The organism is Amycolatopsis sp. lyj-112 (assembly GCF_046549055.1).
Taxonomy (GTDB): Bacteria; Actinomycetota; Actinomycetes; order Mycobacteriales; family Pseudonocardiaceae; genus Amycolatopsis.
The window spans coordinates 136,997-161,806 of record NZ_JAJPWS010000013.1 but is presented as its reverse complement, the minus strand read 5'-3'; the positions used below and the strand labels follow the sequence as shown (position 1 = coordinate 161,806).

Below are 24,810 nucleotides of genomic sequence, written 5' to 3'. Positions count from 1 at the left end.
AACCGAGAGTTACGACAGACCGAGGTCGTCCTTGTTCAGAATGTAACGGTATTCGAGGCCCGCCTTCTCGATGGCCTCACGCGCTCCGGTGTCCCTGTCGACGACGGTCGCGACGCCGACGACGTTCGCTCCGGCCTCGCGCAGCGCCTCGACGGCGGTGAGCACGCTGCCGCCGGTGGTCGAGGTGTCCTCGACGGCCAGCACCGGCTGCCCCAGCACCTCGACGCCTTCGATCCGGCGCTGCATGCCGTGCTCCTTGACGGCCTTGCGCACCACGAACGCGTCGAGCACGACACCGTCGGTGGCTGCGGAGTGCAGCATCGCCAGCGCCACCGGGTCCGCGCCGAGGGTCAGCCCGCCGGCGGCGACGTAGGACCAGTCGTGGGTGAGCTGACGGAGCAGCTTCCCGATGAGCGGAGCGGCCGCGTGATGCAGCGTCGCTCGCCGGAGATCGATGTAATAGTCGGCTTCCTTGCCCGAAGACAAGGTCACTTTGCCGTGCACGACGGCCAGTTCGCCGACCAACCTGGCCAGTTCGAGTTTCGCCGCTTGATCCAACCCGGGGTACGCCACGGCCGAGAGTCTTACATACCTCTCGCCGGGCGCCCCCGGGGTGGATCCCCGATGCGTACTCAGTCACTGCCGGACGTCGCGGCGTCCACGGCCGGGCCACGGGTCGCCGCCCAGGCCGGGAGCAGCGTCGCCGTCAGGGCGAGCGCCGCGGCGATCCCGATGATGCTCAGGTAGATCAGCGGGGACCCCATCGGCAGCAGGGAATCCGTCGCCACCAGGCAGAACGGGACGATCGCGCCGGCCGAGACGACGGTGCCGAGCACGATCCCGATCAACGCGACGAGCCCGCCTTCGAACCCGGCCATCCGCAGCACCTGTGCCCTGGTCGAGCCGGTGAGCCGCTGCAGGCCGAATTCGCGACGCCGCCGCATGGTCGCCATCACCAGCGTGTTGGCCACCGAAATCACCGTGTAGGCGATGATCATCCCGACCAGCAGGTAGTTCACCCACGCGCCGACGGCCTGGTCCTTCGCGTGGGCCGCGACGAGCGCGTTCCGGTCGCCGACGGACACCGGCTGCCCGGCCGTCGCCTCGCGGAGCCGTTCGGTCAGCGCCGCCGGATCGACGTCCGGCGCCGCGCGGACGAGCACCTGCTGGGCGAGCCCGGCGGTGGTGTGCGGGGCCAGCAGGCCGGCCGGGAGCAGCAGGCTCTCGAAACCGGGACGCTGACTGGTCAGCGCGACCACCCGGACGTCGATCGGGGTGCCGTCACCGAGCCTCAGGCTCAGCGTGTCGCCGACTCCGCGGGAGAAGTCCTTCGCGAAGACCTCCGGGAGCGCGATCGTGGCGCCGGTCAGCGCGTCGAGGCTGCCCTCGGTCACCTTCGTGGCGGTCGTCGCCCCCGCGCCGGACGCGGTGAGGCCGATCGCCGGGCGCCCCTCGTCGGAGTCGTCGTACGGCGCCTCGACGAACACGTTGCTCGTGACGTACTCGGAAGCACCGGCGACACCGGGAACGGACTGGATCCGCCCGACGAGGTCCGGTGACAGCCCGCCGGCCGCCGAGCCGATCACGGCGTCGGCGCGGACGTCTTCGGTGAACGCCTGATCCGCCAGTTCCTGCTGGGTGGTCTGCAGGTAGATGTTCGCGGTCGCGATGCCCACCGCGAGCATGATCGGGGTGACCGCACCGGCCGCCCGGACGATTCCGGCGCGGGTGTTGAGCACGGCGAGACGGCCGTCGATGCCGCCGAGCAGGCGCATCGGCCACTGCAGGATCGCCGTCATCACCTTCGCGACGCCGGGCGTGATCATCGCGACGCCGAGCGCCCACAGGATCACCGCCGGGCCGGCGGTGCTGGCCGCGACCGGGCCGCTCATCACCGCGACGGTCACGATGGCCAGCGCGGTGCCGCCACCGAAGCAGAGCACGGCGAGCACGACACGCGTCGGCGTCAGCCACCGGCGGGTGACCGCCGCTTCGGCGAGCGCCTCGGTCGGCCGGATCTTGCCGGCACGACGGCCGGCGACGAAGGCGGCGATGAACACCGCGAGCATCGCGGCGCCCGCACCGACCACGGCGGGGAGCCAGCCTTGGTAGAACCGCAGCACCCCGGGCACGACACCGTTTTCGACGAGCTGATCGAACAGCCACTCTCCGAGGAACGGACCCAGTACCGCGGCGAGCGCGGTGGCGAGCAGGCCGACGGCCAGCGCCTCGCCGAGCACCATGCGCCGCAACTGGCGCGGGGTCGTGCCGATCGCCCGCATCAGCGCGAGTTCGCGTGAGCGCTGCTGGGTGGACAGGCTCAGCGTGCTGGCGACGACGAACATCGCGACCATCACCGAAAGCCCGCCGGACACCGCGGCGATGACGATCAGGTTGGAACCACTCGAATCGGCCTCGGGGAATTCCGCGACGCCGCGGTCGAGACCGCTCAGAACGGTCGCCCCACCGGCGGCCTTGACCACGCTTGCCCGCACCGCTTCGACGTCGGCGCCCGGCTCGGTGAAGACGCCGATGACGTCGGCCTTGCCCGGGTAGCCGGAGAGCCGGGCCGCGTCGGTGCCGGAGAAGAACACCGCGGACTGGGTGATCGAACGCGGCGCACCGGCCACGCCGGCGACCCGGAAGGTCTCGGTCTTCCCGCGGGAGGCGACCTCGACCCGATCGCCGGACTTCAGCCCCGACGTCGACTCGACGACGACCTCACCCGCGGCCGGTGCGGCGCCCTCGACCAGGGCGTACGGGGTCAGCGCGGCGGAATCCCAAGCGTGACCGAGCGCCGGCTGTCCGGCCGCCGCGAGCGGGAAGCTCACTTCGCTGACGACGTCCGAGACGCCGGGGACGGACCGCAGCCGCGAGACGAGGCCGCTGTCGAGCCGGACCCGCTCGGAAAGCCGCGCGGTCTCGAACTTGCGCTTGTCGTCGGAGTCGAGGGAGGCCGGGTCTTCGTTGGGCATGTCGAACGACTGATCGCCGGTGACGAGGATCGGCGCCGCCGCGAGCCGCTGCGGCTCCGCGTTGCTCCGGATCCCGGTCTCCATCAGGCCACCACAGGAGGCGACGATCAGCGCGCCGAAGAAGACGGCGATGAAGGTGCCGATGAAACCGCCCTTGCGCAGGCGCAAGGTCCGGAAAGCGAGTCGCAGCATCACGCACCCGCCGCAGATACCGGACGGCCCCAGGCACCCAGGTGGGTCATGCGTTCGGCGACGACGTCCGCGGTCGGCGCGTGCAGTTCGTCCGCGATCCGGCCGTCGGCCAGGAAGACGACACGGTCCGCGTACGAGGCGGCCATCGGGTCGTGCGTCACCATGATCACGGTCTGGCCGGTCGTGCGGACCGAATCGCGCAGGAGCCCGAGGACCTCGGCGGCCGTGCGGGTGTCGAGCGCGCCGGTCGGTTCGTCGGCGAAGACCACGGCGGGCCGGGTGACCAGCGCCCGCGCGATCGCGACACGCTGCGCCTGCCCGCCGGAGAGTTCGCCGGGAAGGTGCTTGCGGCGCCCGGTCAGCCCGACGCGGGCGAGGATCTCCTCGACGAGCCGCCGGTCCGGCCTGGTGCCGGCGAGCTGCTGCGGGAGCGTCACGTTCTGCTCGACGGTCAACGCCGGGAGCAGATTGAAGGCCTGGAAGATGAAGCCGACCCGGTCGCGGCGCAGCTTGGTCAGCTTCGTCTCGCTCATCCCGGCCAGCTCCTGCCCGTCGAGCACGACGGACCCCGACGTCGGCCGGTCCAGGCCGGCCGCGCAGTGCAGGAAGGTGCTCTTGCCCGAGCCCGACGGGCCCATCACCGCGGTGAACCCGCCGCGCGGGAACGCGAGGCTCACCCCGTCCAGGGCGATGACGCCCTTGCCGTACTCCTTGCGGACGCCGTCGAGCCGGACCGCGTCACCGTTCCACCCAGTGTTCATGGGAAAACCCTAGGAATCCCAGGTCGGAAGCACCCTGGGGCGAGCGTCCGTCTCCGGGGTAGGGCGAGCCCTACCCCGGCCTGGCGGCAAAGGACGGCGGGCATACTCGGCTCGACTCGAAAGGATTCTCTGGATGCGCAAGCTCGTGTACTACGTCGCCACCACCCTCGACGGTTTCATCGCGGGACCGGACGGCGCCGACCCCACCGGACCCGACGGGTTCTGGCCGATTCCGTCGGACTACCTCGAGCATCTGATCGCGGAGTACCCGGAGACCCTGCCCGGTCCCGCCCGCGCGGCGCTGAACGTGACGGCGGAGGGCACGCACTTCGACACCGTCGTCGAAGGACGGCGCAGCTACGAGATCGGGCTCAAGGCCGGCGTCACCGACGCCTTCCCGCACCTGCGTCACCTGGTCTTCTCGCGGACGCTCACCGAGAGCCCGGACGCCGCCGTCGAACTGGTCGCCGACGATCCGATCGCCACGGTCCAGAAGCTGAAGCAGGAGGACGGCAAGGACATCTGGCTGGTGGGCGGCGCCGAACTCGCCGGGGCGCTCTACCCCGAGATCGACCGGCTCGTCCTGAAGATGGCGCCGCTGACGATCGGCACCGGAATCCCGCTCTTCTCCCGCAAGGCCACCTTCGACCCGCAAAGCTGGAAACTCGCCGGGCACAAGGTGCTCGAAAGCGGCGCGGCTTTCGTCACCTACACGCGCTGACCGGTCGGCAGGGGTCGCGCCCTCAGGTGCGGCCCTTGCCACCGAAGCCGCCGCCGAGCTTGCGCAGCACGGCCCGCGGCAGCAGGCCGCCGACGGCCACCAGCGCCTTGTACTGCAGGCTCGGTACCGAGATCACCTTGCCGCGGCGCAGATCCGCGAGCGCCTCGTCCACCACCTGCTCGACGCCGAGCCAGAACGCCTTGGGGCCCGGCCGGTCGAGACCCGCGCGTTCGTGGAACTCCGTGGTGGTGAACCCGGGACAGAGCGCCATCATCCGCACGCCCTTCGGCAGCGAAGCCGCGATGCCCTCGGTGAACGACGTGACCCAGTTCTTGCTGGCCGTGTACGTCGAGCCGCGTCCGCTGAAGAACCCGGCGACGCTGCTGACGTTGATGATCGCGCCCTCACCGCGTTCGATCATCGCGGGCAGCGCGGCACGGGTCAGCCGCAGGACGGCCGTGACGTTGACGTCCAGCTGACGCTGCAACGCGTCCTGCGGAATGGTCCAGAACTCGCCGTTGAGACCGAAGCCCGCGTTGTTCACCAGGAGGTCCACCGGCTCCTCGGCCAGCCGCGCCTCGACCAGCGCCCGACCATCCACTTCGGACAGATCGGCGGCCAGCACGACGACGTCGACCCCGTGCGCCTCGATCAGTTCCGCGGCGAAGCTCTCCAGCCGGTCGAGATCGCGGGCGACGAGCACCAGGTCGTACGCCTCGGCGGCGAGCCTGCGCGCGAACTGCGCGCCGATGCCGGCGGTGGCGCCGGTGATCAGGGCGGTGTGTGTCATACCGGAAAACTACCCCTCGTGGGGGTCTGACATGCGACGATTCCGGTCGGGAAGTATCGTCCCGGATCATGGGGAAGCACAGTCGGCGCAAGCCCAGCTATCTGCCCAAGGTCGCGGCAGGCGCGGCGCCGCTGGCGCTGCTGTTCGCCGGCCCGGCCACGGCGCTGGCCACCCAGACAGACCAGTTGATCCCTCTCGGCAGTGTCCCGCTACCGCTCGATCACCACCGCGAAGGCACCCTCGATCGCGGTATCGGCGTCACGTCCGAGGGCGACAACTCCGTCCTCCGCGGCTTCGTGAACAGCACCGAACGGAACGTCTACAGCAAGAGCCTCGGCGACGCGAAGATCATCGCGGACGTCCGCCGGTCGACCAGCGAAAGCGTCGAGAGCCGCGACGGCGTCGTGGTCCGCCCGGACAAGGTCGGCGCGCTCACCGCGTCGAAGACCGCCGAGACGATCACGCAGGGCCAACGGGACACCGTCAAACTCGACCGCTACGGCAGCGTCGTGGCAGGTAACGAGACCAAGCTCGAACGGACCGGCGCGCGGCTGACCGAAGCCGCGCTCGATCCTCGCACCGGCCAGGCCTCCCTCGTCACCGCGGACGGCCGGGGGTTCGGCGCGTCCGAAGGGACCTATCACGCCGTCCGCCCGCTGCCCGGGTTCGGCGTGATCAACGAGACCGAACAGCACACCGGAGGCGGGACCGACCGCGCGCTGCGGCTCGACGGCGGATTCGCCGGCGACCTCGGCGGCGCACTGGAAACCGGACGCTCGTCCGGGCACGCTGTCGATCTCGGCGAGTACGCCGCGGTCGGGACGACGTCGGCGCAGCACGGCGGCGGCCGGTTCAGCGGCGTCCTGGACTCCTCGGGGGCCGGCCTCGGCCAGGAGCACGCCCTCGGTGGCAGCGCCGGTCCGGTGGCCGGGCTGGTGACGACCTCGCAGGACGCGAACCTGGCCCAGCGGGGCGCCGGGCTGACCGGCTCGGGCGCGAACACGATCAGCGGCGATCTCGGCGTCGACGAGCTCGCGCACGTCCACGGCACCACGACGACGTCGGCTCGCGGGCTCCTGCCCACCACCGATCCCACGCAGGCGGGCAACGTCCGGCAGTCCGGGACACTCGACCTGACGCTGCTCGGTCAGCAGCCGACGCACACCGGAGTGACCTTCGGCGCGCTGCCGCTGGAACTCAAGCAGTCCTGAATTTCTAGACGCTGTCCTGCGGCTCGACGTCGTCGGCCGTCTCGGACTGCCAGTGACGGCCCGGGGTCGGGGCGTTGTCGTAGTCCTCGTCGAACGGGTCCACGATGTCGGCGATCTCGCCGAGGTCGCGCAGCAGCCGCTCGAGCCGCGACGGCCCGGCGTTCGGGGCGACGCTCGCGAGCACCCACTCGTTCTCCAGCCACGCCACGCCGACGTCGCCGCCGAGCGAATCCGCCGCGTCGACGAGTTCCTGCGTGATCACCTTGCGGGCGCCCTCGGAATCGTCCGCGAAGGCGTAGCGCTGGCCGATCGGGCCGAGCATCTCCGGCATGTCCTGGCGCTGGAACGGCACGCTGGACAGCCACAGCTCCAGCGGCACCTCGTGCACCCGGTTGCAGCGCACGGCGACCACGACGGCCGGGATCTGGCCCTCGGTCTCGATGTCGAAGATGAAGACGGGACGGCGCCCGTCGGAGGTGAAGGTGGACCCGGCCACGACGTTGACCGCCGCCTGCGCGCCGAAGTAACCGATGGCGCCGCCGGACCACTGCCGCGGCAGCCGATCGTCCTCCTCGACGAACTGCCAGCCGCGCAACTCGGCCCAACGCATCCTCTCGCGATTGCGAGAGCCTTCCTTCGCCCGGTCGGCCGCGAGCAGCCCCAGCCCCGCCACCAACGCGACGGCGGCGACGACGAACCAGATCCACGCCGGAATACCCACGACCGTCAGGGTATCCCCCTGCGCTCGACGGAGGTGATCGCCGGGCGCCGTGTCGCGCCACCCCTTTCGGTGTGGCACGCCGGAAGAGCCGCCGAAACGTCGACAAATCGCTGTGTCGCCACCGAATCGGGCAGAAGTCCGTGAAGGCCTCCTTGAGGGACTCAGAGTCCCTCAAGGAGGCCTTCACGGACTTAGTCCACCCGGGCGACCGTTAAGGAGTCGGATGCCTCCTGGGCGGGGATGTCGACCCGGACGGTGTCGCCGTCCCGGACCTCACCGCCCAGCAACTGCTTCGCCAGCTTGTCGCCGATCGCCGACTGCACCAGCCGCCGCAGCGGCCGCGCGCCGTAGATCGGGTCGAAGCCGTTCAGGGCGAGCCACTCGCGCGCCCCGGCGGTGACCTCCAGCGTCAGGCGACGCTGGGCGAGCCGCGACGCGAGCCGCTCGACCTGAATGTCCACAATGGACGTCAGTTCGTCGGTGCCGAGCGCGTGGAACACCACGATGTCGTCCAACCGGTTCAGGAACTCCGGTTTGAACTGCCGCTGCACCACCGCCATCACGGCGTCGTGCCGCTGCCGCTCGTCGAGCGCCGGGTCGGCGATGGCCTGTGAGCCGAGGTTCGAGGTCAGCACCAGGATCGTGTTGCGGAAGTCCACCGTGCGGCCCTGGCCGTCGGTGAGCCGTCCGTCGTCGAGCACCTGCAGGAGCACGTCGAACACGTCGGGGTGGGCCTTCTCGACCTCGTCCAGCAGTACCACCGAATACGGCCGCCGCCGGACGGACTCGGTCAGCTGCCCGCCCTGGTCGTAGCCGACGTAGCCCGGCGGGGCACCGACCAGGCGCGCCACCGAATGCTTCTCGGCGTACTCGCTCATGTCGATCCGGAGCATCGCGCGCTCGTCGTCGAACAGGAACTCCGCCAGCGCCTTCGCCAGTTCGGTCTTGCCGACACCGGTCGGGCCGAGGAACAGGAACGAACCGGTCGGCCGGTCGGGGTCCGCGACGCCGGCCCGGGTGCGGCGCACCGCGTCCGAGACGACCTGCACGGCCTCCTTCTGCCCGACGACCCGCCTGCCGATCTCGTCCTCCATCCGGAGCAGCTTGCCGGTCTCGCCCTCCAGCAGCCGTCCGGCCGGGATACCGGTCCACGCGCTGACCACGTCGGCGACGTCGTCCGCGCCGACCTCTTCCTTCAGCATGACGTTCTGCTGGCTGACCTCGCTCTCGGCGGTCGCGGCCTCGAACTCCTTCTCCAGCGCGGGAATCCGGCCGTAGCGGAGTTCGGCGGCCTTGCCGAGGTCGCCGTCGCGTTCGGCGCGCTCGGACTCGCCGCGCAGCTGCTCCAGCTGCTCCTTGAGTTCGCGGACGCGCTCGATCGAGCCCTTCTCGTTCTGCCAACGCGCTGTCAGCGCTGTCAGCGTCTCCCGCTTCTCGGCCAGCTCCGAACGCAGGACGGCGAGCCGTTCCTTCGAGGGGACGTCGTCCTCTTTGGACAGCGCCATCTCCTCGATCTCCATCCGCCGCACGGCGCGCTCGACCACGTCGATCTCGACCGGCCGCGAGTCGATCTCCATGCGGAGCTTCGACGCGGCCTCGTCGACCAGGTCGATCGCCTTGTCCGGCAGGAACCGGGCGGTGATGTAGCGGTCGGACAACGTCGCGGCGGCGACCAGCGCGGCGTCGGTGATGCGCACCCCGTGGTGCACCTCGTACCGCTCCTTGAGCCCGCGCAGGATGCCGATGGTGTCCTCTGTGGACGGTTCGCCGACCAGCACCTGCTGGAAGCGCCGCTCCAGCGCGGCGTCCTTCTCGATGTGCTGGCGGTACTCGTCGAGCGTGGTCGCGCCGACCATCCGCAGTTCGCCGCGGGCGAGCATCGGCTTGATCATGTTGCCCGCGTCCATCGCGCCTTCGCCGGTCGCACCGGCGCCGACGATGGTGTGCAGCTCGTCGATGAAGGTGACGACCTCGCCCGCGGAGTCGGTGATCTCCTTGAGCACAGCCTTCAGCCGCTCCTCGAACTCGCCGCGGAACTTGGCGCCCGCGACCATCGAACCGAGGTCCAGTGAGATGACCCGCTTGCCGCGCAACGATTCCGGCACATCACCGGCGATGATGCGCTGTGCGAGGCCTTCGACGATGGCCGTCTTGCCGACGCCGGGCTCGCCGATCAGCACGGGGTTGTTCTTGGTGCGCCGCGACAGCACCTGCACCACCCGGCGGATCTCGGTGTCCCGGCCGATCACCGGGTCGAGTTCGCCGGCGCGGGCGCGCGCGGTCAGGTCGACGCCGTACTTCTCCAGGGCCTTGAAGGTGCTCTCCGGGTCGGCGCTGGTGATCCGCGCGGACCCGCGGACCTTCGCGAACGCCTCGCGCAGCGCGTCCGGGGTGGCGCCGTGCCGCTTGAGCAGGTCGGCCACCGGGCCGCCCTCGGTGGCGAGGCCGACGAGCAGGTGCTCCGTCGAGACGTACTCGTCGCCGAGTTCGGTCGCGAGTTTCTGCGCGTGCGTCAGCGCCTTGACCGCGTTCGCGTCGAACTGCGGGCTCGACACGGTGGCGCCGGTCGCCGACGGCAGCGCGCCGATCAGCGGCTCGAGCTCCTTGTGCACCTGCTCGGGGTCGGCCCCGACCGCGGTCAGGAGCGGCGCGGTCAGCCCCTCACCCTGCGCCAGCAGGGCGCCGAGCAGGTGTGCGGCCGCCACGTGCGGGTTCCCCGCCATCGTGGCCGCCTGCGCCGCCGACGAAATCGCCTGCTGGGTCTTCGTGGTCGGGTTGAAAGCGTCCATCCCTCACCTCGTACTGGGTAATGCTCGTTGGTCGGTCGACAGGTACAACGTCAGGAAAGTTGAGTCTGTTCCGCTCAACTCTGAATCGGTCAGCCTCCGCCCGGCGAGACGGCCTCGGCGGGCAGGCGCGGGCCCACCCGGCCGAGGCCGACGACGGCGGCGCAGGCGCACGCGGCGACGAGCACCCACGGGATCCAGACTGCCACGGAGAACAACGCGACGAGGGCCGGAGCGATCACGGCGGCGAGGGTGAACGCGTATTGGAAGGCCGCCAAGTAGCGCCCCCGCGCCTCCGGCGGCGCCGCGGCCTCGGCCAGCGCCCCGGACCGCGGGCCGAACGCGAGATCGCCCGCGGCCAGGACCAGGGTGGCGCCGAGCAGGTAGACCGGCTGGAGCACGCGCGGCACGAACACCACCGCGAGGCAGGCCAGGCACCACACCGCGAACAACGCGGAGCCCGTGCGCATGGCGGCGATCCGGGTCATCTTCCTGGTGACCCGCAACGCGACGACACCACCCAGACTGGTGACGACGGTGAGCAGGGCGATGATCGCGCCGGGAAGCCACCGCGGGCCCTGCAGCGCGTTGAAGACGTACACCGGCATCCCGATGAGGAAGAAGTCCATCGTGAGCGCGAAGAGCCCGCTGAACACGATCAGCGCCAGGTACGGCCGGTTCCGCCAGACCCGCGCGGGCGTCGAGAGGCGCCGAGGGCAGCGCCGGACGGACGGGACCATCGTCGCGAGGATCGCCGCGGCGACGACGAAGGTGAAGACGTCGACCAGGACCGCGACGTAGAGGCCTTGGGGCCCGATCCACACCAGGAGCCCGGCCGCCGCGAGGCCACCGAGCCCGAAGCCCGCGGAGCGGACCATCGCCGCTTCGGCGAACGGCCGGTCCTTCGGGCCATCGCCCGCGACGTCGGCTATGAGCGAGAACTGCGAGCTGTAGAACAGCTGCTGCCCGGCCGCGAGCATGACCGACGCTCCGACGATCCCGGTGAACCCGCCGGCCAGCAGATACGCGCCCACGCCACCGGCCTGCAGGAGGTGGGAGCAGATCATCACCGTCCGAGGGCCGACCAGATCGACGAACCGCCCGGCGATCGCGGGAACGAGGAGACCGGCGAACGCACCGAGCGTGACCGCCGCCCCTGCTTGGGCGAGGGGAAGACCCACCACCCGGATGACGAAGACAAGGCCCAGCGGGAGAAACAGTCCCGAGCCGAAGTTGTCGATTCCCAAGGCGACCAGCAACGCGACCCGGTTACGCACCGCTTCGACGCTACCGGGGTGAGAGCGCTACGAAAGGTCCGTTCAGTCAAGACCCACGGGTAAGAACGGCCGCCGTCAAACGTCGCAGGGTTGCGCGCCGAGCGCCGCACGGACATCCGTGTTCATTTCCGCCAGCCGCGTGGCCAGTTCGACGACCTTTTCCTCGTCCCAGTCACCGAGCGCGCGTTCCATGAACGCCAGATACCCGGCCCGGCGGCGGGACAACTCCTCGTGTCCCTGCGCGGAGATGCTGATGATCGACGCGCGGCCGTCCTCGGGCGCGGGGCGGCGGTCGACCATCCCGGCGGCGGACAGCTGGGCGATCTGGCGGCTCACCACCGAAAGGTCCACGAACCGTCGTTTGGCCAGTTCCGAGGGCCGGGCTTCGCCGTACTTCGCCAGGTCGGAAAGCAGCATCGCGGCGGCGGGATGAAGCCCCGGGTCGGCCTGCCAGGCCTGCATGATCCAAGCGTGCTGCAGCTGGGAGGCGGCCTTCAGCTCACGCATCAGTTCGACCCTGGCGTCGTCGGCGGAGCTGACCACTTGTCCTCCAAGCTACTTGTACAGTACAACTTTATTCGGCGACACTTGCGTAAGGCAACTATTAACCTCGTGAGATCCCCCACTGCCACCTGGACTCCAGTACACCCGTCCGGAGCAACGATGCGGGCAAAAGGCCTCCCGGCAGCTAGTCTCGCGGGCGAGCCGGAACCAGCCGACCGGCCGACAGGCACTGACCGGAGAGGTGAACGATCTGTGAATTCTTCTCCAGTGGTCCACCGCGGGGCCCAGATGTCAGAAAAGCCGTCTTGTCCGGCGTCTCGTTCGTGAAGAATCGGAATCCCCTTCCGGTATGCACTATCCGATCAGCGAATCCCAGCCCATGACAGCCGACGCGGTCAGTCCCCTTCCCCGGTCTTCAGCGCCGAGGGAAGCCCCACCAGCGGTCACCGCGATGGTGCGGCTCATCCGTGACACCTGGGCGAAGTCGGAACCCTTCGTCCCGGAGATCTCGCAGTTCTTCTACGGGATGCTGTTCACCCTCGCGCCCGCCACCCGGGACTTCTTCCCGATCAACATGGAGGTCCAGCGGGGCAGGCTGGTACGCGCGCTGGTCCACATCGTGCAGATGGTGGACCGGCCGGACGACCTCGTCCCGTTCCTGACGCAGCTCGGCCGCGACCACCGCAAGTTCGGTGTCATCCCGCGGCACTACGAAGCCGTCGGGACGGCGCTGCTCGCGTCGCTCAAGAACCACCTCGGCCCGGAGTGGACCCCGGATGTCGAACGCGCCTGGGCGGAGGCGTTCACCATCGCCGCCCGCGCGATGCAGGAGGCCGCCGCGGCCGACGTGAATCCTGCGTCGTGGTCGGCCACCGTGCTGGAACACCGCCGGCTCACCTGGGACCTCGCCCTGGTCCGGCTCCAGCCCGAGTTCCCGGTGCCGTACCAGCCGGGCCAGTACATGAGCGTCGAAGTCCCGCAGCGGCCGCGGCTGTGGCGCTATCTGTCCCCGGCGAACGCTCCCCGCGAGGACGGTGGCATCGAGTTCCACGTGCGCGCCGTCGACGGCGGCTGGGTCTCGCGGGCCATCGTCAGCCACACGCAGTCCGGCGACGTCTGGCGTCTCGGCCCGCCGCTCGGCAGGCTTTCGGTCGACCGGGCCGCCGGCCGCGACGTGCTGATGATCGCGGGCGGTACCGGGGTCGCGCCGCTTCGCGCCATTCTGGACGACCTCGCGCAGTGGGGCGACAATCCGAAGGTGCACCTGTTCTACGGTGGACCGTCGCGTGAGGACCTGTACGACCTCGACGAGTTGCGCGCGCTCGCGGCCACGAACCCGTGGCTCACCGTCACCCCGGTGGTCGAGCGCGGCGACGACGTCCCGGGATGTGAAACCGGCACCCTCGCGGAAGCCGTTACCCAGTACGGATCCTGGCCCGGTCACCGCATTCTCGTCTCCGGCTCGCCCACGATGATCCGGGCCACGGTGTCCCGGATGCTGGTCGCCGGCAGCGCGCTCGACCAGATCACATACGACCCCTTCACCATCGACTAGCAGGCCTTTCTCCTCGCTCGCCCAAAGATCACCGGCTGTGCTTTCACCGCGTCAGTGAATGCGATTTCGCAGTGCTGATCAGTACACCGCCGCGCATCGTTACGTTACTCGGTATTCACGGAAAGAAAGCCACCCGATCGGCGGATCACGTTTTGCCGAGAACTGGCGAAAACCACTGGTGGGGCACGAAAATCGTCCTGCATGATCACCTTTACCGAGCGCCAGATGGGGTTGACGGCGCGTATATATCTTGGTCCGATCGAGCGGGAAACATCCATTGGTGGATCCTTTTACGACGTTCGGGCATACAGTCGGATCCCCTCGGGGGAACACGAGCACCATCACGACATCGGGTCTGGAGAATATGCCCGATACAACTGGAGAACATCGTTCACCCATGACTGCCGAATCCGTGAAATACGAGCATCCACCGAGTTCGTCGAGATCTTCACCGTCGAGAACCCGGCCACCTGACACCGTCCCCGTTCCGGTCCCGCCCCTGGTCGAAGTGCCGGCGGCCGACAAGACCGTTCGGATGGCCGAACTCATCAGAGAGAGTTTTGCTTCTGTCGAAGCGAAAGCCGACGAGCTGTCCCAGTACTTCTACGGGGTCCTCTTCTCCGTTTCGCCGGACGCCAGGGCGTTGTTCCCGATCAACATGGCGACACAAAGGAATCGCCTGCTGCGGGCCTTGGTCTACGTCGTACAGATGGTGGACCGGCCCGACGAGCTGACCACCTTTCTCTGCCAGCTCGGCCGCGACCACCGGAAGTTCGACGTGCTCGGCCGGCATTATGACGCCGTCGGCGTCGCGTTGATCGCCGCCCTCAAACGGTTCCTGAAGGACGACTGGACGCCCGAACTCGAGGACGCCTGGGTCACCGCGTACGGCATCATCGCGAAGAGCATGCGGGAAGCCGCGGGCAAGGAGGTCGGCCCCGCGTGGTGGAAGGCCACCGTGGTCGAGCACCGCCGCGCCGCCCGCGACGTCGCCGTCATCAAGGTGCGGACCGAACAGCCGCTGCCTTATCGGGCCGGCGGTTACGTCAGCGTCGAAGTCCCGCAGCGGCCCCGGATGTGGCGGTACTTCTCGCCGGCGAACGCGCCGCACGACGACGGGACGATGGAGTTCCACGTGCACGCCGTACGCGGCGGCTGGGTCTCGCGCGCGATCGTCCACCACACCAGGGTCGGCGACGTCTGGCGCCTCGGCCCGTCACTGGGCGCGCTTTCGGTCCATCACACCGAAAGCCGGCCGCTGCTGATGATCGGCGGCGGCACCGGTGTCGCCCCGCTGCTCGCGATCCTCGACGAGATGTCGCGCTGGAAGCACAACCCGCCGGTGCACCTGTTCTTCGGCGGCCGGAAGCCGGAAGACCTCTACGCCCTCGACGACCTCCGCGGACTGGCCGTCATGTGCCCTTGGCTGACAGTGACCCCCGTGACCGAGGAAGGCACCATCGCCGGCGGCGATCGAGGCACCCTCTCCGCGGCGGTCGCCCAGCGCGGCGGCTGGAAGGACCGCGACGTGTTCGTCGCCGGCTCGCCGTCGATGATCCGCGCCACCATCGCGAAGCTGCTCGCCGGCGGCACCGACCTGGCGAGGATCAAGTACGACCCCTTCACCCTGGACTGAGCGCGGGTAGTTCGTCCGTATTAGGCCGATCAGCCGCTATGCCTGGGCTGTCCGGACCAGTAGGTCGGCGAATCATTGACCGCGGTCTCGGGCGGATTTATGGTCTAGACCACATTGCTCTAGACCACCTTGCTCCCCTTCACGGGAACACCGTCGTTCCATCCCAGGAGCCGGCATGACCGTCAAACGCAAACTCATGGCAGCCGCCGCCGGTGCGATCCTCGCCCCGATCGCCATCGTGGCCATCCCGCAGGTGGCCAGCGCGCACGGCTACGTGTTGTCCCCGCCCAGCCGCCAGGCGAACTGCGCACAGGGCAAAGTCTCGGGTTGCGGCAGCATCGTCTACGAACCACAGAGCGTCGAAGGGCCCAAGGGCCTCCGCAGCTGCAACGGCGGAGTCCCGGGATTCGCGCAGCTCAACGACGAATCGAAGCCGTGGCCCGCCGCCTCGGTCGGCAACAGCGTGACCTTCAACTGGAAGTTCACCGCCTACCACCGGACCACGAACTACGAGTACTACATCGGCGGCACCAAGGTCGCCGACATCAGCGGCAACAACGCCGCGCCGAAGGACCCGACGTCGCACACGGTGAACCTGAGCGGGTTCAGCGGCCGCCAGAAGGTGCTCGCCATCTGGAACATCGCGGACACCCCGATGGCCTTCTACAGCTGCATCGACCTGCAGATCGGCGGGGGCGGCAACCCGCCGACCACCACCACCAGCAACCCGCCGGCCACGACGACGCAGAATCCTCCGTCCAGCACCACCAACCCGCCCACGGGCGGCACCTGGGCGGCGGGCGCGGCCTACTCGGTCGGCAGCACGGTCACCTACGGCGGCCAGAGCTACCGCTGCCAGCTGGCACATACGGCGATCCAGGGCTGGGAGCCGCCGAACACCCCGGCGTTGTGGACTCGCCAGTGAAGTTCCGCCTGATTCTCGTCGCCGGTCTCGTGGCCCTCGCGGGCTGCGGGACCGGTGATGGCTCACCTTCCACCGCCGGTGCTCCGCTCTCCCCGGTGCCCCAGTCGGCCACGGGTGCCCCGGCGTCCGCGGAGTACAACGACGCCGACGTGATGTTCCTGCAGATGATGGCCGCCCACAACGATCAGGGGGTGGAGATCGTCAAGCTGGTGCACGCCAAACAGGCGCAGCAGCAACCGCTCAAGGACCTCGCGGCGGCCATCGAGGCGACGCAGCAGTCCGAGACGTCCGACCTGCGGAACCGGCTGAAGGCCTGGGGCAAACCCGAGACCGGCTCGGTGGATCCGCACGCGCACCATCACCACGGCGGCGACGGGCTCACGGACAAGGGCCTGCTCGAAGCACTGTCCAAAAAGGATGGCCCGGAGTTCACCCTCGACTTCGTGGACATCCTCGTCGCGCACCAGCACAACGGGGTCGCGCTGGCGAGGACGGAATTGAAGGACGGCAAGAACCCGGACTCGAAGGCCTTCGCTCAGCGAGTCGTCGACTCGCGCACCGGCGAAGTCCAGCAGCTCCGCGCTCTTGTTCCCGGCCAATGACGCAATTAGTCCTCTACTTGCCTTCTGACCGTGGTCAGGCGCCGGAAGGCGTCAGGCAAGTAGAGGACTAATTGCGCCTCTTGGGTTTCCAGACCACGAGTGCCGTCTGCTGCCTCAAGGTCACGAGGTCCTTGCGGTAGGAGGCGTGCACGGTCGCGGCCGTCTGTTCGGCGGTGAGATACGCGGCCCTGACCTCTTCGGTCAGTTCCGCGATCCGCGCCCGGAGCGCGTCGACCTGGTTCTCCAGCTCGATGATCCGCTTGATGCCGGCGAGGTTGACACCGTCCGATTGGGACAGTCGCTGCACTTCGCGCAGCAACGCGATATCCCGCATGGAATAGCGCCGTCCACCGCCCGAAGTCCGGCCCGGGGACACGAGCCCCTGCCGGTCATAGGACCGCAGGGTCTGCGCGTGCAGGCCGGAAAGCTGCGCCGCGACGGAGATGACGAACACCGGGGTGTCCTCGTCCGCATCGTTCGGAAGCCCGCCGAACATCATGCTCACCTGCCTTCGAGAAGTTCGGTGATCTCCGGTCGTGGGTCGTGCTCGGACATGGCCTCCGCGTAGGCCTCCAGGGCCTCACGGGCCTTGTCGTCCATTTTGGACGGAATGGACGCCTGCAGGGTGACCAGCAGATCGCCCTGCGCACCGTCCCGTTTCGCGATTCCCTTGCCTCGCACACGAAGCACGCGGCCGCTCGCCGTGCCCTGCGGCACCTTCAGCGAGACCTTGCCCTCGAGCGTCGGCACGGTGATCGTGCCGCCGAGGGCCAGTTCCGCGAAGGACACCGGCACGGAGATCGTCAGGTCGAGATTCTGCCGCCCGAACACCGGATGCGGTGCGACGTGCACGCGGACGTACAGATCGCCCGGCTGCGCGCCGCCGCGGCCCGGTTCACCCTGGCCGGCGAGCCGGATCCGCTGGTCGTCGTTGACGCCCGGCGGGATCCGCACGGTCAGCGTGCGGGTGCGGGTGCTGATGCCCTCGCCCGCGCATTCCGGGCAGGGGTCGTCGATGATCGTGCCGCGGCCGCGGCAATCGCGGCACGGCTCGGAGAAGGCGAAAGCGCCCTGGCTCCGGCTGACCAGCCCGGACCCCTGGCAGGTCGAACACGTCCTCGGGGAAGTCCCCGGCTTCGCGCCGCTGCCGCTACAGGTCGAACAGGTCGCCGGGCTCGACAGCCGCAGCGGCAGGGTCGCGCCCTTGACCGCCTCGGTGAAGTCGATCCGGACGTCGGTCTCGACGTCCGCGCCGCGCTGCGGCCGGTTCGCCGTGGCACCGGCGGCGCCGCGGCGGCCGAAGAGACCGCCGAGGATGTCGCCGAGCCCGCCGAAACCGGCCTGCTGCTGGCCCTGCTGCCCGAAGATGTCGCCGACGTCGAAACCACCGCCACCGCCACCACCCGGGAAGCCGAAACCACCCGGGCCGCCGGAGCCGAAGAGGCGACGTGCCTCGTCGTACTCCTTGCGCTTGGACGCGTCGGAAAGCACACCGTAGGCCTCGGAGACCGCCTTGAACTTCTTCTCCGCCTCCGCGTTGCCCGCGTTGGCGTCGGGGTGGTTCTCCTTGGCCAGCTTGCGATAGGCCTTCTTGATCTCGTCCGCGGTGGCGTCGGAGGAGACGCCCAGCTCACGGTAGAAGTCCTTACCGATCCATTCCCGTGCACTCACCGAACGTCTCCTCCTTTCACGCCGTTTCGCTGATCAGCGGTTGTTCTCATCGAAGAGCTCACCGTCGAGCGGGAGCTCGCCGCCCACGGGCGGGTCCACCGGGACGGCCTCGGCCACCGGAGCCGCACCGGGCTCGTGGTCGGTGACCCCGACCATCGCCGGACGCAGGACGCGCTCGCCGAAGCGGTAACCGCGGCGCATGACGGTGGTGACCGTCGGGCCCGCGACGTCCGGCGACGTGCTGTGCTGGACCGCCTGGTGCACGCTCGGGTCGAAGGGCTCGCCTTCGGTTCCGAACGGCTCCAGACCCGAGCGCTGCAGGCTGCCGACCAGCTTTTCGCCGACGGCCTTGAAAGCGCCGGTCAGGTCGCCGTGCTGCTCCGCGCGCTCGAGGTCGTCGAGCAGCGGGAGCAGGTCACCGACGACCGACGCCTTCGCGCCGGCGACGACCTGTTCGCGGTCGCGGTCCACCCGCTTGCGGTAGTTGGCGTACTCCGCCTGGAGACGCTGGAGGTCGGCGGTGCGTTCCGCCAGCTCCTTCTCCAGGCCGGACGCCACCGACACCGAATCGTCCACCAGGGAATCCCCGAGGCCGGGGCCCGCGTGGGTCGCGGGCTCCGGCTCGATGGGGGCCAAGGGCTCCACGGCTTCGTCGATCGGGGCGGCGTGCTTGGGGCCATCCTGATTTTCGGCGGCCGGGGCGGCCGGGCGGATTTCACCGGTCAGCGGATCGATCCGCCGACGGTCCCGCACGACTACCGGTTCCTCCGGGCCCCGGCCCGCGGTTTCGTCGTAGCGTTCAGTCACTTCTTGTCCTTCTCGTCCTCTTCGACGATTTCGGCGTCAACGACGTCATCGGCCTTGGCCTGCGAGCCGGCGCCCGCGGTGCCACCGGCGGCACCGGTCGCGCCTTCGCCCGCGGCGGCCTCATCGGCGGCGTTGCCCGCCGCGTTGGCGTAGAGCGCCGTGCCGAGTTCCTGCGAAGCGGTGTTCAGCTTCTCGATGGACTCGCGGATCTTCGCCGAGTCGGTGCCCTTGAGCGCCTCGTTGGCCTCGTCGATCGCGGTCTTGACCTTGCCCTTGAGGTCCTCGGGCAGCTTCTCGTCGTTGTCCTTGACGAACTTCTCCGTCTGGTAGACGAGGGTCTCCGCCTGGTTGCGGGTCTCCGCCTCCTCGCGGCGCTGCTTGTCCTCTTCGGCGTGCGCCTCGGCGTCCTTGACCATGCGCTCGATGTCGTCCTTCGGCAGCGCGGAGCCACCGGTGATCGTCATCGACTGCTCCTTGTTCGTGCCCAGGTCCTTCGCGAGGACGTGCACGATGCCGTTGGCGTCGATGTCGAAGGTGACCTCGATCTGCGGCACGCCACGCGGGGCGGGCGGCAGGCCGGTCAGCTCGAACATGCCGAGCTTCTTGTTGTGCGCGGCGATCTCGCGCTCACCCTGGAACACCTGGATCTGCACCGACGGCTGGTTGTCGTCCGCGGTGGAGAAGATCTCCGAACGCTTGGTCGGGATCGTGGTGTTGCGCTCGATGAGCTTGGTGAACACCCCGCCCTTGGTCTCGATGCCCAGCGAAAGCGGGGTCACGTCGAGCAGCAGGACGTCCTTGACCTCGCCCTTGAGCACGCCGGCCTGCAGCGCGGCGCCGACGGCGACGACCTCGTCCGGGTTGACGCCCTTGTTCGGCTCGCGGCCGCCGGTCAGCTCCTTGACCAGGTCCGACACGGCGGGCATGCGGGTGGAACCACCGACGAGCACGACGTGGTCGATGTCGCCGACAGCGACACCCGCGTCACGGATGACGTTGTTGAACGGCTTGCGGGTGCGCTCGAGCAGGTCCGAGGTGATCTTCTGGAACTCGGCGCGGGAAAGCTGCTCGTCGAGGAACAGCGGGTTCTTGTCGCCGTCCACGGTGATGTACGGCAGGTTGATGCCCGCGGAGTTCGAGCTGGACAGCTCGATCTTCGCCTTCTCGGCGGCCTCACGGATGCGCTGGAGCGCCATCTTGTCCTTGGTGAGGTCGATGCCGCTCGACGACTTGAACTTGTCGACCAGCCAGGTGACGATGCGCTCGTCCCAGTCGTCACCACCGAGGTGGTTGTCACCGGAGGTCGCGCGGACCTCGACGACGCCCTCGCCGATCTCCAGCAGCGAGACGTCGAACGTGCCGCCACCGAGGTCGAAGACCAGGATGGTCTGTTCCTTCTCGCCCTTGTCCAGGCCGTACGCCAGCGCGGCCGCGGTCGGCTCGTTGACGATGCGGAGCACGTTCAGGCCGGCGATCTGCCCGGCCTCCTTGGTGGCCTGCCGCTGTGCGTCCTCGAAGTAGGCGGGGACGGTGATGACCGCGTCGGTGATGGTCTCGCCCAGGTACGCCTCGGCGTCCCGCTTGAGCTTCATCAGCACGCGGGCGCTGATCTCCTGCGAGGTGTAGGACTTGCCGTCGATCTCGGTCTTCCAGTCCGTGCCGACGTGCCGCTTGACCGACCGGATGGTGCGGTCGACGTTCGTCACGGCCTGGTTCTTCGCCGGCTGTCCGGTCAGCACTTCGCCGTTCTTGGCGAAGGCGACGACGGACGGGGTGGTGCGGGAACCTTCGGAGTTGGCGATGACCGTCGGCTCGCCGCCCTCAAGGACGGCTACGACCGAGTTGGTCGTGCCGAGGTCGATGCCGACCGCTCGCGCCATGGTGTGATCCTCCTGCTTTGCTTGTGACCTGGGTGTTCGATCCCACCTTGAGTGGGTACTACGCAAGTTCTATCCGGATGGTGCGGCTTCCGTCAAGCCAGACTTGAGCCACCTGCACTCAACCTTGTACCCGGCTCAACGAGCGACCTGGGCTTCTTGTTCCCGACCTACCGGCAGACCATGCCGGGACCGGGTGTGAGCCCGCTCACCAGGTATTTCACCTCTTCGGTGCGGACACAGGCCGAGTTGAGCAGACCGGTGTGCCCGTACCCGGCGTCGACCAGCAACGCCGAATTCTCGATGTTCCGCGCGAGCCCTCGGGCCCACACCAGCGGCGTGGCCGGATCGTGCTCGCCACCGACCACGAGGATCGGCGCCGCGCCACGGACCTTCTGCGGTCGCGGCAGGTAGGCCGACGCGACGGGCCAGCCGGCACAGCCGCTCGCCATGTCCCAGAACTCCGAATACCGCCAGCTGTGCGGCGCGAGGACCTTCACGGTCAGTTCCATGGCCTTCAGGTCGGCGTACCCGGTGAAGGGCGAGCCGAAGTCGTGGCAGCCGATGGAGCGATACGCGCCGTACGTCGGGTCCAGCTGGGAGTGGGGCAGGAGGCCGTAGGCGTCCGGCTTCCCGGCCGTCGCGGCCTCGATCCCCTTGGCCAGGTAGGGCCACAGGAACGGCAGGGTCAGGTAGCCGTAGGCCCCGGACGACATCTCCTCGGCGGTCACGTTGCGGCCGAGTTGCTTCGAAGGGACACCTCCGGGCGTCCGCATGAGCGCGTCGTAGGTCGCGAGGACGTCTTTGCCGCGAAGCACGCACTCGTCCGACGTCGTGCACCACTTCGCGAAGTCGTTCAGCGCCCGTTCGGTCGCGACGGCTTCGTCGAGGACGGCCTGGCGCGTCGGCCGCGAGTGGTCGACGGCGCCGTCGAGCACCATCGTCCGGATCCGCTTCGGGTACTTCTCCGCGTACGCCGCGCCGAGTTCCGTCCCGTAGGAGACGCCGAGCCAGTTGACCTTCGGTTCGCCGAGGGCGACCCGGATCGACTCGATGTCCTCGGCGGCGCTCCAGGTGTCCACATGGGACAATTCCGGTCCGGTCCTCTTGAGACAGTCCTGGCCGGAAGCCCGGTTGTGCGCGATGAGCTTTTCGTAGTCCGCGCGGCTCTTCGGGAACCGGCTGACCGCGGGGTCGTGCAGGTTCGGCCCGCAGCTGACCGCGGGTTTGCTGTTCCCGACACCGCGCGGGTCGAAGCCGATGACGTCGAACCGCTGCCGCGCCTCGGCCATTTCCGGTTTGTCCAGCGCGAAGCCCTGGCCGCCGTACTTGAGCACCTCGACCCCGGAACCGCCCGGTCCGCCCGGGTTCGTCAGCAGGGAGCCGATGCGGCGCGCGGGATCGGTCGCGGGCAGTTTCGCCAGCGCGATCGAAATCGTCTTGCCGCTCGTCCGGTCCAGCGGGACAACGAGGTCCGCGCATTCGAGGGTCGGCGACGCTTCGGTCGCGCACGGTTTCCAGTCGAGCCGCGGCGCGGCGGACGCCGGCAGCGCGGAAAGCGGAAGAAGGGTCAGGGCGATGACGGCGGCGAGCGCCTTCGTGGCCGTCCTCATACCGGCTTCACCGTGACCTTGCCGGTGCCCGCCCTGAGGTCCAGGACGTTCGGCGAAGCCTGGTCCTGCCGCACACCGCCGGTCTCGACACCACCGGTGTCCGCGCTGGCGTTGATGCGATACGCGCCATCGGGAACAGTGACGGTGACCTTCCCGGTATCGGCCTTCGCGGTGACCGCACCCGGCCTGGCCAGCCCGACCTCGATATCCCCGGTACCGGTGGTCAGTTTCACCGGACCGGTCGAACTCAGGACCTCGAGATTCCCGGTTTCGCCCCGGAGATCCACCGCGGCGGCGCGGGCGAGCCGGACCGTGCCGGTGCCGATTCCGCCGGAGACCGCCATTTCACGCGGGATCACGACCTCGTATTCGACCCCGCACTGGCTGCAGCCGCCGAGGACCAGCGTGCCGTTCTCGACGCTGTGCGTCTTGCCGGGATTCCGCCCGGTGTAAGTCACCTCGCGGCGCAGCGACACCGGGGCCCCGTCCTCCACCCGGACGTCGACCCGGCCGGTCGGGACGTCCACCCGGATCGCGGTGATCTGCGCCGTGACGGGCTCGCCGTCGCTCAGCGTCTCGCGGCGTTCGATGGTGCAGCCGACGATGCCGAAGGCCACCAGCGCACCGAGTGCGAGCGCGCCGAGGACGCGCCGTTCTTTGTTCCCCATGAGAAAGAGTTCCCCCGATTGTCCGTCAGGCCGCTTGGACCTTGACGCTTCCGCTGTCGGTGTTGAGATCGAGCTTGTACTGGGCCGAGCTGGTCTGGTTCACGTCGATGTCGCGCCTGCCGCTGTCGGAGCTGCCGGTGACGTTGTAGTCGCCCGACGGGACGGTGACCTCGATCGAGCCGCTGTCGCTCTGCGCCTTGACGTTGGCGGCCTTGACCAGTTCGAGTTCGATACGGCCGCTGTCGGCGCGCACGTCGACGTTGCCGCCGAGCCGCTCGCCCTTGATCGAGCCGGAACTCGCGTTGACGGTGGCGTCCTGCCCGATGTTCGCGAGTTCCACGCGGCCGGAGTCGGACTGCACCTTCACCGTGCCGGGGACGTCGCTCACCTCGACGCTGCCACTGTCGACGCGGACGTCCACAGTGGACACACCGGCGATGTCGAGCGACCCCGAGTCGAGGCTGCCCGTGACCGGGATACCCGCCGGGATCATCACGTCGTAGCGGACCTCGCAGTTGTTCCCGCAGTCCGCCAGGACCAGGGTGTCGCCGTCCATGCGGAAGGCGTCACCCGGCTTGTTCCAGCGGTACTCGAACTCCTGGTGGACCTTCGCCGGACCGTTGCCCGTACGGATCTTGATGCCGCCCTCGCCGTTTTCGATGCGGACACTCTTGATCGTCTGGGTCAGTTCGGCGGTCGCCTCCGCGTCGGACGGCCACCACCAGCCGAGGCCGGTGAAGACACCGACGCCGATCAGGGCGATGCCTCCGATTGCGAGGAGTGGGCGCGCCATGGTCTTGAGTCCCTCCGGAGCAGGTTTCGTGTAGCTCGACGCTAAGGGCACCGCGGCGGACTGAACATAGGGGTAACCCCCGGGATCGTCCCTGATCCCGCGCCGGGGTCCTCGGGGTCCTAACCTGGCGGAGTCACCGGTTCCACACCCAGGAGGACGCATGCCGCAGGCACCCGATCCGTACGACTTCCTGCCCGATCTGCCTGCCTTCACGGTGAGCAGCACCGACATCGAGGAAGGCGGCTTCCTGCCGACACCCCAGGTGTCCGGGATCTTCGGCGCGGGCGGCGAAGATCGGTCACCGCAGCTCTCGTGGGACGGCTTTCCCGCCGAGACCAAGAGTTTCGCCGTGACTTGTTACGACCCTGACGCCCCGACCGCGAGCGGTTTCTGGCACTGGGCCGTGTTCGACATCCCCGCGTCGGTGACCGCGCTGGCGGCGAACGCGGGCGACGAGGCCGGGTCCGGGCTGCCGGAGGGCGCCATCACCCTGAAGGGGGACGGCGGCGTGAAGCAGTTCCTCGGCGCCGCCCCGCCTCCCGGGCACGGGCCGCACCGGTACATCTTCACGGTGCACGCGCTCGACGTCGAGAAGCTGGAAGTCGGCGAAGACGCGACGCCCGCTTTCCTCGGCTTCAACATCTTCGGCCACGGCATCGCCCGGGCCACCCTCACCGCCCTGTACGAAAACAAGGGCTGAGCGCAAGCTTCCCCAAGCGCGTGAG

General features: G+C 69.1%; 22 protein-coding genes. 7 read left to right on the top strand and 15 right to left on the bottom strand.

The genetic code is table 11. From position 1 onward, the window contains the following. Positions 1-9 precede the first annotated feature (9 nt). Genes pyrE through ACLJRL_RS33090 form a run of 3 tightly spaced genes read right to left on the bottom strand, consistent with a single transcriptional unit; the run spans position 10 to position 3,928 of the window. A complete protein-coding gene (gene pyrE, locus ACLJRL_RS33100) occupies positions 10-573 on the bottom strand; it encodes an orotate phosphoribosyltransferase (RefSeq protein ID WP_410660270.1) in 564 nt (187 codons plus the stop codon). Positions 574-632: 59 nt separating this feature from the next. After that, positions 633-3,167, bottom strand: a complete 2,535-nt coding sequence (locus ACLJRL_RS33095; RefSeq protein ID WP_410660269.1) for an FtsX-like permease family protein — start codon at positions 3,165-3,167, stop codon at positions 633-635. Then, complete coding sequence (locus tag ACLJRL_RS33090) at positions 3,167-3,928, bottom strand: ABC transporter ATP-binding protein (protein ID WP_410660268.1); 762 nt, start codon at positions 3,926-3,928, stop codon at positions 3,167-3,169. The genes ACLJRL_RS33095 and ACLJRL_RS33090 overlap by 1 nt, the downstream gene beginning before the upstream one ends. Before the next feature lie 133 nt (positions 3,929-4,061). On the opposite strand from ACLJRL_RS33090, the gene ACLJRL_RS33085 reads away from it, so the two are divergent. Continuing rightward, on the top strand, positions 4,062-4,649 hold the full coding sequence (locus ACLJRL_RS33085) for a dihydrofolate reductase family protein (protein WP_410660267.1): 588 nt from the start codon (positions 4,062-4,064) through the stop codon (positions 4,647-4,649). Positions 4,650-4,671: 22 nt separating this feature from the next. On the opposite strand, the gene ACLJRL_RS33080 is transcribed toward ACLJRL_RS33085, so the two are convergent. Then, positions 4,672-5,439 carry an SDR family NAD(P)-dependent oxidoreductase gene (locus ACLJRL_RS33080; protein WP_410660266.1) on the bottom strand — a complete coding sequence of 256 codons (768 nt, stop codon included), beginning with the start codon at positions 5,437-5,439 and terminating at the stop codon, positions 4,672-4,674. Positions 5,440-5,507: 68 nt separating this feature from the next. On the opposite strand from ACLJRL_RS33080, the gene ACLJRL_RS33075 reads away from it, so the two are divergent. Further along, the gene (locus ACLJRL_RS33075; RefSeq protein ID WP_410660265.1) at positions 5,508-6,650 is read left to right on the top strand and encodes a hypothetical protein; all 1,143 of its coding nucleotides are present in this window, start codon (positions 5,508-5,510) and stop codon (positions 6,648-6,650) included. Between the two features lie 4 nt (positions 6,651-6,654). On the opposite strand, the gene ACLJRL_RS33070 is transcribed toward ACLJRL_RS33075, so the two are convergent. The 4 genes from ACLJRL_RS33070 to ACLJRL_RS33055 form a co-directional block, all read right to left on the bottom strand. Beyond that, positions 6,655-7,371: a hypothetical protein gene (locus ACLJRL_RS33070; RefSeq protein ID WP_410660264.1), complete on the bottom strand. Its 717-nt coding sequence runs from the start codon at positions 7,369-7,371 to the stop codon at positions 6,655-6,657. 191 nt (positions 7,372-7,562) lie between these two features. Then, positions 7,563-10,160, bottom strand: a complete 2,598-nt coding sequence (gene clpB, locus ACLJRL_RS33065; RefSeq protein ID WP_410660263.1) for an ATP-dependent chaperone ClpB — start codon at positions 10,158-10,160, stop codon at positions 7,563-7,565. 89 nt (positions 10,161-10,249) lie between these two features. Then, positions 10,250-11,434 carry an MFS transporter gene (locus tag ACLJRL_RS33060; protein ID WP_410660262.1) on the bottom strand — a complete coding sequence of 395 codons (1,185 nt, stop codon included), beginning with the start codon at positions 11,432-11,434 and terminating at the stop codon, positions 10,250-10,252. Between the two features lie 75 nt (positions 11,435-11,509). Then, positions 11,510-11,941, bottom strand: a complete 432-nt coding sequence (locus ACLJRL_RS33055; protein WP_410660324.1) for a MarR family winged helix-turn-helix transcriptional regulator — start codon at positions 11,939-11,941, stop codon at positions 11,510-11,512. Positions 11,942-12,287: 346 nt separating this feature from the next. On the opposite strand from ACLJRL_RS33055, the gene ACLJRL_RS33050 reads away from it, so the two are divergent. From ACLJRL_RS33050 to ACLJRL_RS33035, 4 genes are all read left to right on the top strand, one after another. Continuing rightward, positions 12,288-13,493, top strand: coding sequence for a globin domain-containing protein (locus tag ACLJRL_RS33050; protein WP_410660261.1), 1,206 nt, complete (start codon positions 12,288-12,290; stop codon positions 13,491-13,493). A 535-nt stretch (positions 13,494-14,028) separates the two neighbouring features. Beyond that, on the top strand, positions 14,029-15,129 hold the full coding sequence (locus ACLJRL_RS33045) for an FAD-binding oxidoreductase (protein ID WP_410660323.1): 1,101 nt from the start codon (positions 14,029-14,031) through the stop codon (positions 15,127-15,129). A 175-nt stretch (positions 15,130-15,304) separates the two neighbouring features. Beyond that, entirely contained in the window at positions 15,305-16,054 is a 750-nt protein-coding gene (locus tag ACLJRL_RS33040; RefSeq protein WP_410660260.1) for a lytic polysaccharide monooxygenase, read from the top strand. Then, complete coding sequence (locus ACLJRL_RS33035) at positions 16,051-16,656, top strand: DUF305 domain-containing protein (RefSeq protein ID WP_410660259.1); 606 nt, start codon at positions 16,051-16,053, stop codon at positions 16,654-16,656. The genes ACLJRL_RS33040 and ACLJRL_RS33035 overlap by 4 nt, the downstream gene beginning before the upstream one ends. 67 nt (positions 16,657-16,723) lie before the next feature. Here the strand turns inward: ACLJRL_RS33035 and ACLJRL_RS33030 are convergent, their stop codons facing one another. The 7 genes from ACLJRL_RS33030 to ACLJRL_RS33000 all read right to left on the bottom strand — a co-directional run bounded on the left by ACLJRL_RS33030 (position 16,724) and on the right by ACLJRL_RS33000 (position 24,085). Next, the gene (locus tag ACLJRL_RS33030) at positions 16,724-17,152 is read right to left on the bottom strand and encodes a heat shock protein transcriptional repressor HspR (RefSeq protein WP_410660322.1); all 429 of its coding nucleotides are present in this window, start codon (positions 17,150-17,152) and stop codon (positions 16,724-16,726) included. Between the two features lie 5 nt (positions 17,153-17,157). Beyond that, the gene (dnaJ, locus tag ACLJRL_RS33025) at positions 17,158-18,327 is read right to left on the bottom strand and encodes a molecular chaperone DnaJ (protein WP_410660258.1); all 1,170 of its coding nucleotides are present in this window, start codon (positions 18,325-18,327) and stop codon (positions 17,158-17,160) included. 33 nt (positions 18,328-18,360) lie between these two features. Next, positions 18,361-19,134, bottom strand: coding sequence for a nucleotide exchange factor GrpE (gene grpE, locus ACLJRL_RS33020; RefSeq protein ID WP_410660257.1), 774 nt, complete (start codon positions 19,132-19,134; stop codon positions 18,361-18,363). Next, a complete protein-coding gene (gene dnaK, locus ACLJRL_RS33015; protein WP_410660256.1) occupies positions 19,131-21,014 on the bottom strand; it encodes a molecular chaperone DnaK in 1,884 nt (627 codons plus the stop codon). The genes grpE and dnaK overlap by 4 nt, the downstream gene beginning before the upstream one ends. Positions 21,015-21,181: 167 nt before the next feature. Continuing rightward, positions 21,182-22,624: an alpha/beta hydrolase gene (locus tag ACLJRL_RS33010; protein WP_410660255.1), complete on the bottom strand. Its 1,443-nt coding sequence runs from the start codon at positions 22,622-22,624 to the stop codon at positions 21,182-21,184. Continuing rightward, positions 22,621-23,292, bottom strand: coding sequence for a hypothetical protein (locus ACLJRL_RS33005; protein WP_410660254.1), 672 nt, complete (start codon positions 23,290-23,292; stop codon positions 22,621-22,623). Before ACLJRL_RS33005 ends, ACLJRL_RS33010 begins: the two co-directional genes overlap by 4 nt. A gap of 25 nt (positions 23,293-23,317) precedes the next feature. Next, positions 23,318-24,085: a DUF4097 family beta strand repeat-containing protein gene (locus tag ACLJRL_RS33000; RefSeq protein ID WP_410660253.1), complete on the bottom strand. Its 768-nt coding sequence runs from the start codon at positions 24,083-24,085 to the stop codon at positions 23,318-23,320. 160 nt (positions 24,086-24,245) lie between these two features. Here ACLJRL_RS33000 and ACLJRL_RS32995 point away from each other — a divergent pair, with 160 nt between their 5' ends. Then, positions 24,246-24,785, top strand: a complete 540-nt coding sequence (locus tag ACLJRL_RS32995) for a YbhB/YbcL family Raf kinase inhibitor-like protein (protein WP_410660252.1) — start codon at positions 24,246-24,248, stop codon at positions 24,783-24,785. Positions 24,786-24,810 lie beyond the last annotated feature (25 nt).